This window comes from Bariatricus sp. HCP28S3_D3 (assembly GCF_052065755.1).
Lineage (GTDB): Bacteria > Bacillota > Clostridia > Lachnospirales > Lachnospiraceae > Allocoprococcus.
Genome location: NZ_JBQHTK010000002.1, coordinates 226,519 through 240,687, shown reverse-complemented (window position 1 = coordinate 240,687; position 14,169 = coordinate 226,519). Strand labels below are relative to the sequence as shown.

Below are 14,169 nucleotides of genomic sequence, written 5' to 3'. Positions count from 1 at the left end.
TATTCTGAACGATTCTTTATTATTTCATTCTTTTACGCACATCTTTGATCAGTATACGGATATCTCTGTTCCAGATCAGGCACCAGACAAGCGCTATCAGATGAAACAGCCGTAGTCCGCCCCGGATCTTAACGCTTCCTTCCAGCACTTTTTCTTCAAAATCAGGCTCTATGTTCATATGTTCCCCCACAAAGGGATAAATCATACTGAGCAGTGCAAGCGTCTTGCCGGTTAAATACGGATCCTCAAAACCGAAATGAATATCCCCCGTTATTTCTTTCGGTCTCAGGAAGCGCCTGATCCAGACTGTCTCTTTCATCAATTTTGCAAATGCCCTCTGATGACTCTCATTCTCAAGAAATACCGTAATCTGTTCTTTTGTTTCGCCGATTGCTTTTATTTTATCACAGATTTGCCGGAATGTATATTTGATCTTTTCAAATATTTTCCGGAATCGCTCGCAAAGTTTTTCGATTCGGGACATTTCCTCCGGTTCTGTTTTATGAGACTTCGTATCTTGAGACTCCTTTTTTAAATGTTCTGCATCCAGAGCTTTTGCGTCCTTTGATTTTGTATTCTGTGTTTCCTTGCCCTGAACTTCGGTTTTCTGCAATTTGACTTCTGCCCGCTCTTCCTTACCGGTTTCTGCAGACTTCTTCTCCTTTGCATTTTCCGATACATCTTTCTCTTCTATTCTTTGTGTTTTCGGCACGTTCACAGATTTTTCTTTATTCTTTTTTCCCCTCTTTTCTTTCGGGGCTGCTTCCTTATCTTTCTCTGCTTCACTGGAAAATCTAAGCCAAACCAATCCGAGCTTCCACTTCAGCTCCCCATTTTCAAACGAAACCTTCAAGCGTATGAGATGAATCAGCCACGAGACACTTCCATGGGCTTTGATCTCACTTACATTTCCCGGAAAATCCACGTCGGCTGCGTACCGCACCGGCACCAGAAGGACAATACAAACAAGCAATACCAGAATTCCCAGTATCACAGTCAGTATAATCCCTATGATTTTCAATATCAGTCCGATGAGATGGAGCATCTTTTTCTATTCCCCCACGCTATATTATTTCTTTTCCTGGTCCCTAATATAGGAACGTATATCCACATCGCCGGTCTTTTCATAGACTTCTCTGGTAATCTCCTCTACCAGATAGACCGCATCTTCATATCCGGATGCCAGACCAACCACAAAAATATCCTCCTCATACAGCATTCCCTGTCGCAAAAGCGATGCAGAATAGAACTCAAGCTGATTCTCACCTTCTTCGATCAGGACAAGAAGATAGGTTGTCAGCGGATATTTGCCCGACTTCATATTCCGGATAATTTTTTCTTTCTTTTTCCAGATGTCCTCACTGACATACAGATGTTTGTAAAACTTCATGTTTCCCATCCGTTCTGCGTCCGAATAACTATCTATTGATAGTAATACGCATTGAATATCTTTTTCGCAACACTTGTTCCGGTGATGCTTGCCGTATCAGCATTTTCCACGACCGCACTGACTACAATGTCCGGATTGTCCACGTTGGAAAATCCTACAAACCAGGAATGAACCGTCTGCTTATCTACGCTTACTTCCGCCGTTCCTGTCTTGCCTGCCACAGTATAAGATTCTCCGGAAAGGGCAGTTCCGGTACCGTAATTCACAACATCCGTCATATATTCGGTAAGCTGTGCCGCCTCCGCCGAGGTCATCAGATCCGCATATTTCTCCGGCATGTATTTTTTCACAGTTGTTCCGGTATAATTGGTGATCTGATCCACCAGATAAGGCTTCATTAAGGTTCCTCCGTTCGCGATTGCTGCGGTGATCATAGCCATGTGATATGGTGTTACCACCGTTTTTCCCTGGCCTATCGCGGTCATCATCGTCTCAGCACTGTCCGAATCACCGGTCAGTCGGAAACTGCTCTCGCGATAAGACAGATCACACGGAAGCTTTTTGTCAAACAGAAGGTCCTCCGTCGTCTTCTTCCATTTATCTTTATCAAGCTGAAGCCCGATATTTGAAAATGATGTATTGCAGGAATTTGCCACAGAATCCGCAAGATCCTCCTGCCCGTGAGCCGTCTGTCCGTAGCAATGGATTGTCGTTCCGTCCGCCTCGATAGATCCCTCGCAGTAATGTGTATAGGCATCATCGGCATCGGGATGTTCTCTTAAATATTCCAGAGTCGTGACGATCTTGAACGTGGAACCGGGCGTATACTGTCCCATAGTCGCTCGGTTGAAGAGCGAACTGTCCGGATCGTTGTTCAAAGCTTCCCAATTCTCCGCTACGGTATTCGCATCGAATGTCGGCTTGGAAACCATAGCAAGAATCTTACCTGTGCTGGCTTCCATCACCACTACGGCACCCTTGTTGTTGCCCAGCGCGTTATACGCGGCCTGCTGCAACTTCGTATCCAGCGTCGTGACCACATTATCACCTATATTTTTCTCTCCTTTGAATTCCTTTGCCAGCTTTTCAAGGAAAAATGCATTGGAAGTCAGCAGATTAAAGTTCTGAATCGACTCGATCCCGTATTTTCCTTTTACAGAATAACCAACTACATGCGCATACAAATCGTCATACGGATATTCCCTGGTCTCTGTACCGTCTTCATCGGTCACAGTCTGTGCCAGTACTTCTCCGTTACAGTCCAGTATTTTTCCGCGGACTACACGCTTGGCGAGAAGATCCTGACGTACGTTATACGGGCTGTTGATCACTTCTTTGCTTTTCACTACATTGAAGTATACCATATATCCAATCATCACAAGGAACAATGTTACAAACATATATGTCACTCTGGCAAATTCCTTGTTGGTCATCTTCTTTTTCTTAGCTTCTTCCTTTTCGCGCGCCTTCTGCTCTTTTCGTGCCCGTCGTTCTGACAGAGGCTTTTCCCGAACCGGCTTTTCCTGAACTGATTTTTTGCGGTTGTTTTCCCGCGGTCCTTCCCCTTTCTTCTGCCCTTCGCTGCGCTGGCCGCTTTGCCGCTTTTGAGGTTGATACGTTCTTTCGTCGGGAAGGTTCTGAAGCTCTTCGTCCAGCCTGTCCATTTCGTAATTGCTGTGCTTTTTTTCTTTCAATATCCTCTTCCTCGTCTTCTCTTACTATATAAAGTCCCTGAATAATACCAAACATGATCACAGTGCTTAAAACTGAGCTTCCTCCGTAACTCACAAGCGGAAGCGTCACCCCGGTGGACGGAATGAACTTTGTCACACCGCCAATCGTGAGAAATACCTGGAATATGTAACAGGTTCCAAGTCCAAGTGCCACAAGCTTGTAGAAACGATCATGCAGTTCCATGGCGATATTAAGAAACATAATATACACACTGACGCAGATCATCGTCAGACAGATTGCAAATATCAATCCCATTTCCTCTGCGATTGCCGAAAAAATATAATCCGACTCTGAAACCGGAATCTTATCCGCAGCCCCCTGCATGAGTCCCATGCCGAACCAACTTCCTGTCCCAATTGCCATCAATGACTGCGCCAGCTGCAAACCGCCTTCATTGTAAATCGCAAACGGATCCTTCCATGCAAGTACACGTACCCTCACATGGTTGAACAGATAATACGCTACTACGGAAGCTGCGCCTCCGGCACCCACCCCTGCAAATACGTACAGTGGCTGCCTCGTCGCCACATAGAGCATGACCAGGTACACGGCAAAAATGATCAGTGCTGCCCCGAGATCCTTGGAAACCACCAGAATCAACACGTGAACAGCAGCAACTACAGTAGTAATCACGACATTTTTAAAACTGGTATCCATCTTCAGGCTCGCAGCCGTAAAGAATACGAAAATGATTTTCACAAGCTCCGACGGCTGTAAGGCGAAACCACCGATCTGAATAGAAAGCAGTGCTCCACCGGTTACAGGACCAAAAATCAACACCACCGCCAGCATAATCACACCGGCTATTGCATAAAACCTTCTCCATTCAGAAAGTACCTTCACCTTACGGATAATGATCGGAACAATCAGACTGATTGCCACGGCTCCCGCTGCAATGATAAACTGCTTCACCGCCAGCGAATAGGATAATCTGGTAATCATAATAAACCCGATCGATAAAAGCATACACATATTGTTCACGACTAGGCGCGACACCTTCGGGTAGATTTTCGTATACAGAAGAATGATCGTCAGCAGAAGCACGACCTGCATTCCATAGAACCCAATCATCTTCTTCTCTTCCGTCTGCAAATACAGCACCAGAAACGCTGTAAAATGCATGAGAAACATTAATACATTCTGGCGGCGAAGAATGCTCTTTTTCGTATATTCATCTGAAAAGCCAAAAACTGCAAAACACTCATACGTATAGACTGCAATCATGATGATCATGAGATATTTCGACAGCTCAACAACAATATTTACCAAATCTTCACCTACTTTATTCCTTTCTTCCAGTGTCCCCGGGTAAATTCTCCGTCCAGGTATACTGCCTCCTCCTCATAAAGCTGCAGAATCCTGCCGGTCTGCCGGGCATTCTCTACTGTAAACATCAGGCGGAAGCCTCCTGCTCCAATCTGATCTGCCTCCTGCATCCGGTCTGCAAGATAGAGTGGTACCTGATTATAAATCACATTATAACAATAATCACACTCATTTTGTACCATAAACTGTTTTCGATATCTGTCAGTTATTGTCATACAGGACGATTCTTTTTTACATCTGCCCAGCGTTTTGCGGACACATCCGGCAGATACCATCATGGGAAGGTGTCCGTACAGAATCAGTTCTCCGTCCTGCATCGGAAGTGACTCCAATTCTCTGGCAGTCAGTTCCAGCGGAGCTGTGAACCCATAAGTCCCCTTCTCCTTCCAGAACGCCAAGCCCTCGCAGTTAAACTGATAGAGGTTATATTCTGTCATAATACGTCCTTCAAACCCGCGTTTCTTCAGGAACCCATAGCTTTCATAATTCCGGATCATGACGCCGTCCCATCCGGCATTCAGGATATGGTCATAGCCTGCATCATACCGTTTCCGTGTCGTTTCCCGGAAAATATACGGCATGATCAGCCAGATCTCTTTCCCGGATTCTTTCACATCCCGAATGACCTCCCGAAGCATCTCATTTTCCCAGATTTTCGGGAACGCTGCACAATCCGCATAGATCCGCTCAATCATTCCGGATCCTGTCAGCACGCGGATCTGCTCCAACGTCCGGGCAGAAGCGGTAAATCTATGATGCGTCGGCATGGAATCTATCATAGGATTCGCCATAACAGCGGGGACAGTTTCCCTGATATTCTGCGCATCCGCTTCCTTTCTTCTGTACCTCTCTGTTATTTCGCATTGCAGCTTGTCCAACGCCTCTCTTCGGATCTCATTGAGCTTTTGCATGGGAACGAACGCGTTTCCTGTGATCTCGATCTGAAGTTCTTCGAATTCAAACGGGGTATTTCCCGTCTTTTCTAATTGCTTTTTCACACGTTCAACATCGATTGGGTGATTCATGGCTTCCTGAACCTTATCCGAACATACCGTAAAGCAAATATCGCCGTATGATACCGTTAGTTTAGCAGAATCTCCAACGGAAAGTATAAAAATTCCCTTAATTTTTTCTTTTATTTTTCTATCCACATACAGCTCATGAAGCTTCTGGATCAACACTTCGTTCCTGATCCTGCTCAATACCATTCCTTTCGCAGCCGGAGTATCGGCAAATACCGGAATGGTCAGTGACGCACCTTTTTTCACTGCCGTCTTACAGGTATAGTTGTCCGCCTTCTCCTTACCTCTCCGCATGGGAAGTTCAATGATATCCTGCGGATTCAAATCGATGAGTGCACGGCATTCCATATTCCTTCCGGATTTTTTCAGCACCTTTACCGCAGGGATCCCCGCATGGTTCGGCCTGTCCAGCGAAACCATCTCTCTCCCGTTCTGTGTGTGATAATATCCGGTGTGAAATCCTCCCCGATTGTACAGATCCAGAAGTACACTCCGATCCGCTTCTTCCACCCGGAACTTCTGTTTGGCAAACACCTCCGGATCTGTCCCTTCTGGTGCTCTTTCAAGCAGTTCCAGATACAGATCCGTATATTTGCGGTATAAATGCGCGACTGCCGCTACATATTCCGGTTTCTTCATTCTTCCTTCTATTTTAAAAGAATCTATCCCCGCTTCGACCATCTCGGGGATCAGATCCAGTGTACAGATATCCTTAAGACTGAGCAGATACCTGCTTTTGTCATCTCCTTCAGCCTGATACAGAAGTCTGCACGGCTGCGCACACTGTCCACGGTTCCCGCTTCGCCCGCCAAGGAAACTGCTGAACAGGCACTGACCTGAATAGCAGTAGCAGAGTGCTCCATGCACAAAGCTTTCAATCTCCAGATCGGTCTCTTCTGCGATTTTTCTTACTTCTTCTATACCAAGCTCTCTGGCTGTCACCACACGTGTGACGCCTTCCTTTTCCAGAAGTTTCGCTCCATCCACACCGGTGATCGTCATCTGTGTACTGGCATGGACCGGAAGATCCGGAAATGTCTTTCTGATAAACCGGAGTACCCCGATGTCCTGCACGATCACCGCATCCAGCCCCTGACGGTAATAGGGATAGAGATACGCATAAAGCTTCTCTTCCAACTCCTGTTCCTTCAAAAGTGTATTAACAGTCAGATAGAGCTTCTTACCGTGCAGATGCACAAAATCGATTGCTTCCAGAAGTTCGTCTTCCGAAAGATTATTCGCATATGCGCGGGCACCGAACATCATACCTCCGGTATAAACCGCATCCGCTCCTGCAGCCACAGCTGCTTTCAGACTATCCATCGACCCTGCAGGTGCCAGAATCTCCACTTGCTTCCTCATACCAACCTCCTATAGCGCAAAATAGACTGTCATAAGACAGTCTATTTCTTACGGTGATTTTTCATCTCAGTTTCTAACTGTACGATTTTCATCTGTAATTCTCTGTTCTCTTCTTTCAGCTTGTCCAATGCCTTTTCAGCATTCTCATACTTTATCTGAATGGAAATCAGTTCATGCTTTAGGTCGTACATCTCTTTGTCTTTCGCTTCGATATCGCTCTCTAAGGCTCCACCCTGCTTCTTGGCCTTGAAGTAATCGTCTGCAATGTTAAGTGCCAGAAGTACATTCCTGGCTTCCGCACTCTGCTTGCGGTACCCCTCGCTGCTTGTACATTCTTCAATCTTATGGTTCAGATAAGTGGACACCTTCTGTAGATAATCTTCGCTCTCAAAGCCGCTCAGTGTAAATACCTTTCCACCGATGAGAACTTCTGTGTAATTTTTTGACGATGCCATAAAGAACCTCCTTACCCGCTCAATTCCTCATTTCATTATATACTATATTTAGACAAAAACCAACTGTTTTTCAATTTTTTTATCTAAATTTCAACGAATCATTGGTTTTTAAGGTCTATTCCAGCCCCAGATGATGGTATGCCAGCTCCGTGACGACCCTTCCCCGCGGTGTTCTCTGAATCAGACCATTTTTAAGAAGATACGGTTCATAAACATCTTCAATCGTTCCTGCATCCTCTCCAATCGAAGCGGCGAGCGTATCAAGTCCCACCGGACCTCCCTGAAATTTCTCGATCATCGTCAGCAGAATATTCCGGTCCACATGATCCAGTCCCTGACGATCCACTCCCAGAAGATCCAGTGCGTAAGAAGCCACTTCTTCCGTAATCACCCCGTCATATTTCACCTGGGCGAAATCCCTTACCCGCTTCAATAAGCGGTTGGCAAGACGTGGAGTCCCTCTGGAACGCCTTGCCAGCTCAAGTGCTCCTTTTTTGTCAATTTCCACATCCAGTACGTTCGCGGAACGCATGATGATCGTCTGCAGTTCCTGTTCCGTATAGAATTCCAGACGGTTGACCACTCCGAAACGATCGCGAAGAGGTGCGGTAAGCATTCCGGCACGCGTGGTCGCTCCAACCAGTGTAAACTTCGGAAGGTCAAGCCGTATGGAGCGAGCGGACGCCCCCTTCCCGATCATAATATCAATCGCGTAGTCCTCCATGGCAGGATACAGCACTTCCTCCACCTGCCGGTTCAGCCTGTGGATCTCATCTACAAAAAGCACATCCCCTTCCTGGAGATTATTCAGGATTGCCGCCATCTCTCCCGGCTTCTCGATAGCCGGGCCCGAGGTGATCTTCATATTGACTCCCATCTCATTCGCAATGATACCGGCAAGTGTCGTCTTTCCCAGTCCCGGAGGCCCGTAAAACAGTACATGATCCAAGGATTCCCCCCTGGACTTCGCCGCTTCAATGTAGATCTTCAGAGTCTCCTTTGCCTTCTCCTGGCCGATATAATCCTTCAATAGCTGAGGCCTTAAATGATTCTCTATCTTCTTGTCTTCTTCCAGATTCTCGGTTGTAATAATTCTCTTCGCCATATGCCGCCCCTTACATCAAAAACTTCAGTGCTTTTTTCAGCAGTTCTTCTACCGTTGTATTCTCATCCGTCTCTACCTGACGCACCGCGCGGAGTGCTTCCGTGCCTCCGTATCCAAGCGCGGTCAGCGCCTGCACCGCATCAGACTGTACTTCCTGTCCGCAGGAAGAAGCGTTCTGAACAGTTCCTTCTCCCTCCATCTGATGCGTCAGCACATCTTCAATACTCAGCTTGTCTTTCAGTTCCAGGATCAACTTCTCTGCCGTCTTCTTCCCGATACCGGGGGCTGCCGATATGGCCTTCACATCGTTCGCCATCACCGCAAACCGCAGTTCATCGGGCGTCAGCTGTGAGAGGATCCCGAGTCCGCCCTTCGGCCCGATTCCACTCACCCCAATCACAAGCCGGAATACTTCCAGCGCATCCCGGGTGAGGAAGCCGTAGAGCTGCATCGCATCCTCCTTCACATTCAGATATGTATGAATCTTCACTTCTTTCCCCGAAGGCGGGAGCTGACTCAACGACTTTGCCGGCATAAAAATGCCATAGCCCACCCCTCCAACATCAACCACTGCTTTATCTTCACTGATATAGACCAGTTCTCCTCGAATATATGAAATCATCTCTTCTGCTCCTTCCTGCTTCCCATGTCCAATCCCGCAAGCCTCTTCAGCATGGCCTCTGCCAGGATTCCTATCACAAGTCCGGTGATTGCTCCCGCAACCAGAAGCACCGGAAGATAATAGGAAACACTGAATGTCTCAACGATCAGCATGGCGATCAGAAGCTGCCCCACATTGTGCATGACTCCTCCCGCCAGGCTGACACCATATACACTGAACCAGCCTTTCTTCTTCAGAAAAACCATGACCGTAAGGCTGAGCATCCCTCCCGCCAGACTGTAAATGATACTGAAAAGATTTGCAAAAAGGAAGCCGGACAGTACGATTCGGGCAACAGACAGTGCATATGCTTCCTCTGTCCCCATCTTATAAAGAGCCACCACAACAATCAAATTCGCCAGTCCGAGCTTCACTCCGGGAATTCCGATGTGAAAAGGGATCATACTTTCCACATAACTGAAGATCAGCGCCAGTGCAGTGAACACTCCGAAATATGCCACTTTTGTTCTCAATTTGCCGCCTCCTAATTCGTAACCGCATCCAGCTCCGATTCATCCTGATTTGCGATCTGGAGCACGATATTATTCGGAAGACAGATAATATTTTCCCGATTCTTAGAAATCGCTTTCTGCTTCATACAGAGCTTATCCGGGCAGTCGGCCTGAATCATCTTCACCGTACCGTCCTCGATCCGCATCGTATTCGTTCCTCCGTTCAATTCCACTTCCTGATTTTCCGACAGATCATAGGATGCCACGACCTCACCGTCTATCCGCACAGTCACATAGCCCGGATGCTTGTCCCCGAGCCAGAATCTCAGCGCACAGATCGCTGCTGCAACAACTACCACGATTAGCAATAAGAGCAAGTCGTTCTTTCTCAAATTCTTCTTATTCTCCATGACTCCACCTCTCTTCCGTTTATTCTAGCACAACATATCCCCGAATGCAACCAAACGTTCGATTGATTTTTCTCTGCAGTCACCTTATAATGATACTATTATAACATTTCGGAGGGAATTATGAAAAAATGGAAATTACCGGGGATTCTGCTCCTCATTACGATACTCCTTGTCAACGGATGCTCCAGCATTTCAAATGAACCTGCTTCCAGGACTTCCACCTTCTTTGACACAGTGATCACCATCACGGTCTACGATAAAAATGCGGACCACATATTAGACGAGTGTATGCAGTTATGTAAGAAATACGAACTTCTCTTCAGCCCGACAAATGAAGAAAGTGAGATATACAAGCTGAATCATGCAGGAGGCCAGCCGGTGGAGCTTTCCCGCGAAACCATTGAGGCGATCGAGATCGGGCTGAAATACAGCCAGCTCACGGAGGGTAAATTCGATATTACCATCGCGCCGCTGATCGATGCCTGGGGATTCCGCAGTGATTCTCCTTCTGTCCCGTCAGACAGCGCCATTGCGGAAGCAAAGAATCATATCGGCTATCAGAACGTCAAGATAGAAGGAAACACCGTCCGCCTTGCCGATGTCAAATCCGGCGTAGACCTTGGCGGCATCGCAAAAGGCTACATCGCCGACCACCTCAAGGAATATCTCAAGGGACAGGGAGTCAAACACGCGCTGATAAGTCTCGGCGGAAATGTACTTGCACTCGGCGGGAAACCGGACGGAACCAGTTTCAATATCGGGATCCAGAAGCCGTTTGAAGAGACCGGCGTCACGATTTCTTCCGTAAAACTGAAAGATAAATCCGCCGTCACTTCCGGCATTTACCAGAGGTATTTTGAACAGGACGGGGTCCAGTACCATCACATTCTGAATCCGGTCACCGGCTATCCGTATGAAAATAACCTTCTGAGCGTTACGATCATCTGTGACTCTTCCGCCGAAGCAGATGCACTGAGCACGACCTGTTTTGCACTCGGTCTAAAAGCAGGTATGAAGCTGATCGAAGATACACCTGCTGCCGAAGCGGTATTCATAACCTCAGACTACGAAATGCACTATTCCAGCGGATATAAGAAATAAACCTGAAACAGTGCACTTCGGCTGCAATTATTAATTTAGAACAAGCGGCCAGCGGATCTCTGCCTTGAAGAGATCTGCTTCGGTCTCTATGACGAAGGTTCCCTTCTGGAGTTCCACAAAACTTTTCACGATGGCAAGCCCCAGACCGGAGCCTTCCGTATTTCTGGAAACATCCCCACGTACGAAACGGTCTGTGATCTCATCCGGATTGAAATTCAGCTCCGTAGCAGAAATATTTTTGATCCGGATCACAGCCTCCTTCTCTTCTTTTCGGATCTCTACATAAACGCGGGTGCCCCCAAGCGCATATTTTGCCACATTGACCAGCAGATTCTCAAAAATCCGGTAAGTCTTCTGACTGTCCAGCAGAAGGTTCACTTTCTCTTCCGGAAAATCCGTGCGCAGTGTCAGATCAGCCGCTTTGATTTTTTCATCCAGCTCCAGTTCCACCTGTTTAAACAGATTCACAATATCGACCTGAACCAGATTCAGAGAAATATTGTCGCTGTTCGCTTTACTGATCTCAAACAGATCCTCGATCAGTACTTTCAGGCGCATGGATTTCTGATCCAGCACATCGATATAGGATTTCCGCTTTTCTTCGTCCGTCTCTTCCTTCAAAAGATCCACATAGGTAATGATCGCCGTGAGCGGTGTTTTCAGATCATGAGACACATTCGTAATCAGCTCTGTCTTCATACGCTGGCTCTTCACCTCTTCTTTGACCGCTTTTTTGAAACCACTCTGTATCTTCTGTATCTCTTCGCGGAACGGACTGAAAATCCCCAGATCTTCCTTGATCTCCACATCCAGATTGCCCTTTGCGATCTCTCCTGTAGCTTCCAACAGAAGCGCATATTTCGTACGGATATCATCAAAACATTTCCGCAGGATAAAGAATAAAATGAGCGAATAGATTAAAAGTGCAAAGATACCGAACACCCACATCATGCAACAGATCAGAAGGATACAAAAATTAACCGCAACGATCTTCAGGATCACTTTGGTATTCTTCTCTTTCAGATCGATATCATAAAAGGAGTGGTATAACCGATGAAGTTTTTCTTTGATCCATTCATAAATATTTTTCAAACGAAGCCCGGATTTTTCCCAAAGCTTTACACATAGTACCCGTTGTGCTAGGTACCCCTTGATACCAAGTGTGTAGATCTGCCTTGTGCATCCTCCGATCCAGTATGCAACAGCAAACACTGCCATCCAGATCAGAAAATCTTCCGGGTAGTATCCTCTTCCCGTATTACGTGCCACCAGCCATCCGCAGTGATCCAAAATCCACGCCACGGTACAGCATCCAATAATCAGAACCGCTTCAAATGGTGTGTGGAATATGCGTTCCTCCCCGGTATGAAGCGTCTTAAAGCGAGGCAGAAGCATGGCAAGAAGGATCATCAGCATGGCAAGAGCGAAGAAAGTGTATACTTCGATATCCGGTGCACTCTCGTTGACATAGATCTGAGACACCAGATAGCAGTCAAGATTTTCCTGCGTCATTCCAAAGTAGAATACAGAATGAACCGGTGCTCCCGGAAGTTCATTATCCATTATCGGGTCACAAAGCGGATAGTCCGTCAGTTCGCCGATGATTCTGCGAATGCTTTTTTCTGTCTCTTCTTCTCTGTCCCCAATGCAGTCAAGATAATAAGGCGTTCCGTTTTCATCATATCCAAAAGCAACTCCAAATGCGTATTGATCCCATTTTCTCAAAATATCGTTTTCTTCCGTATCCGTAATAATGGTTGTATTCTCTGTTTCAGCGGATGTTGATTTGGAATCATCTGCATTGGTATCCTCTGCAGCAGAATCCTTTGAAGCAGAATCTTCTGTCGTAGTCTCTTTTGCTATTTCCATCTGATAATTCACATAAGGAGCCAGCCCTTCAAACACCTGATAAACCCCAGTATATTCAGACCTGGGAAGATATCCATAGGCATCGTCCCCTTTGCCTTGTGCATAATAGAGCACATAACTGCTCATGAGCATCTCCTTTATCAGTTCTTCTTTATCCTGATAATAATCCTGCTCCAGTTCCTGCCTTTCTTCCATAGCGCGGTAGAATTTCCCATAATTCTCTACCATAATGATGCTTACAACTGCAAGTGCAGCAACAATAAGCACGATCGCAAGTTTATGCCTGTTTTTCAATTTTGTATCCAACGCCCCACACCACCTTCAAATATTTTGGTTCTTTCGGGCAGCTCTCAATCTTCTCACGGATATTCCGCACATGCACCATGATCGTATCCGTATTGATCGCCCGTTCATTCCAGACTCTTTCATAAATCTCTTCGGAAGAAAATACTCTTCCGGGATTCTTCATTAATAGTAAAAGAATCTTATATTCGATCGGTGTCAGTTTGACCGGTTCTCCGTCTACGGTTACTTCCACAGTGTCCTCATTCAGTTCAAGACCACCGACGACATGTATATTCTTCCCTTCGTTCTGTTTGTTTAATTTTTCTGCAAATCTCCGGTAGCGCCGAAGCTGTGAATTTACCCGGGCTAAAAGCTCCATCGGTGTAAATGGTTTCGTAACATAATCATCTGCTCCGATGTTCAGTCCCATGATCTTATCCACTTCTTCCGATTTGGCTGACAGCATGATCACTGGGAAATCATGTTTCTCACGAAGCTTCATTGTCATTGTGATCCCATCCATTCTCGGCATCATCACATCTACGATCGCAAGATGAATTTCTTCTCTTTCTATCATCTTAAGACCTTCAACACCGTCCGCGGCCTGGAATACCTCATACCCCTGGTTTTTCAGATAAATCTCAACACCTTCCCGGATTTCTTTGTCATCTTCTACTATTAATACATGATTCATTTCCATGTTCTTTTCCCTCATCTCTTCCATTCATTGCGTGCACCTAATGTACCAGGTCACACTTTCATATTATACACTTTTTTTCACCTCCGTAAAGCAAACACGTTTTTCTTTTGCTCTACGTATAGGATAGATGAGACTTCTTAAAGAACACGGCACAAAATGCTAAAGATTTTCTAAAGTTTATTCTCCAAATACTTTGTCTGTTTCTTATTGAACGAAATTGCAGGAGAAATACAAACTTTTTTCGTTTATAAAAATAGTGCTCGTCAGGCAGGCAAGACTTGGAACCTCTAAGAATAA

General features: G+C 46.1%; 13 protein-coding genes. 1 reads left to right on the top strand and 12 read right to left on the bottom strand.

What is annotated here, in order from left to right; genetic code table 11:
* Positions 1-19 precede the first annotated feature (19 nt).
* The 10 genes from ACTNB3_RS03450 to ACTNB3_RS03405 form a co-directional block, all read right to left on the bottom strand.
* A complete protein-coding gene (locus ACTNB3_RS03450) occupies positions 20-1,045 on the bottom strand; it encodes a DUF2953 domain-containing protein (RefSeq protein WP_441024519.1) in 1,026 nt (341 codons plus the stop codon).
* Positions 1,046-1,069: 24 nt separating this feature from the next.
* Positions 1,070-1,390 (bottom strand): hypothetical protein, encoded by a 321-nt coding sequence (locus tag ACTNB3_RS03445; protein ID WP_441024518.1) that lies wholly within the window; start codon positions 1,388-1,390, stop codon positions 1,070-1,072.
* A gap of 32 nt (positions 1,391-1,422) precedes the next feature.
* A complete protein-coding gene (locus ACTNB3_RS03440; protein WP_427806482.1) occupies positions 1,423-2,790 on the bottom strand; it encodes a peptidoglycan D,D-transpeptidase FtsI family protein in 1,368 nt (455 codons plus the stop codon).
* 43 nt (positions 2,791-2,833) lie between these two features.
* Positions 2,834-4,393 (bottom strand): FtsW/RodA/SpoVE family cell cycle protein, encoded by a 1,560-nt coding sequence (locus ACTNB3_RS03435; RefSeq protein WP_427819231.1) that lies wholly within the window; start codon positions 4,391-4,393, stop codon positions 2,834-2,836.
* Between the two features lie 8 nt (positions 4,394-4,401).
* Entirely contained in the window at positions 4,402-6,834 is a 2,433-nt protein-coding gene (locus tag ACTNB3_RS03430) for a peptidase U32 family protein (protein ID WP_441024517.1), read from the bottom strand.
* A 41-nt stretch (positions 6,835-6,875) separates the two neighbouring features.
* Positions 6,876-7,289 carry a cell division protein ZapA gene (gene zapA / locus ACTNB3_RS03425; protein WP_427806358.1) on the bottom strand — a complete coding sequence of 138 codons (414 nt, stop codon included), beginning with the start codon at positions 7,287-7,289 and terminating at the stop codon, positions 6,876-6,878.
* Between the two features lie 115 nt (positions 7,290-7,404).
* Complete coding sequence (ruvB, locus tag ACTNB3_RS03420; protein WP_427806359.1) at positions 7,405-8,394, bottom strand: Holliday junction branch migration DNA helicase RuvB; 990 nt, start codon at positions 8,392-8,394, stop codon at positions 7,405-7,407.
* 10 nt (positions 8,395-8,404) lie between these two features.
* Entirely contained in the window at positions 8,405-9,016 is a 612-nt protein-coding gene (gene ruvA, locus ACTNB3_RS03415; RefSeq protein ID WP_441024516.1) for a Holliday junction branch migration protein RuvA, read from the bottom strand.
* Entirely contained in the window at positions 9,013-9,528 is a 516-nt protein-coding gene (locus tag ACTNB3_RS03410) for a Gx transporter family protein (protein ID WP_441024515.1), read from the bottom strand. Before ACTNB3_RS03410 ends, ruvA begins: the two co-directional genes overlap by 4 nt.
* Before the next feature lie 11 nt (positions 9,529-9,539).
* The gene (locus tag ACTNB3_RS03405) at positions 9,540-9,917 is read right to left on the bottom strand and encodes a NusG domain II-containing protein (protein WP_441024514.1); all 378 of its coding nucleotides are present in this window, start codon (positions 9,915-9,917) and stop codon (positions 9,540-9,542) included.
* A 120-nt stretch (positions 9,918-10,037) separates the two neighbouring features.
* Between ACTNB3_RS03405 and ACTNB3_RS03400 the strand changes: the two genes are divergently transcribed.
* Complete coding sequence (locus tag ACTNB3_RS03400) at positions 10,038-11,018, top strand: FAD:protein FMN transferase (RefSeq protein ID WP_427819226.1); 981 nt, start codon at positions 10,038-10,040, stop codon at positions 11,016-11,018.
* Positions 11,019-11,048: 30 nt separating this feature from the next.
* Here the strand turns inward: ACTNB3_RS03400 and ACTNB3_RS03395 are convergent, their stop codons facing one another.
* Both ACTNB3_RS03395 and ACTNB3_RS03390 read right to left on the bottom strand, forming a co-directional pair.
* A complete protein-coding gene (locus ACTNB3_RS03395; RefSeq protein ID WP_441024513.1) occupies positions 11,049-13,193 on the bottom strand; it encodes a sensor histidine kinase in 2,145 nt (714 codons plus the stop codon).
* Positions 13,165-13,872, bottom strand: coding sequence for a response regulator transcription factor (locus tag ACTNB3_RS03390; protein WP_427806483.1), 708 nt, complete (start codon positions 13,870-13,872; stop codon positions 13,165-13,167). Before ACTNB3_RS03390 ends, ACTNB3_RS03395 begins: the two co-directional genes overlap by 29 nt.
* Positions 13,873-14,169 lie beyond the last annotated feature (297 nt).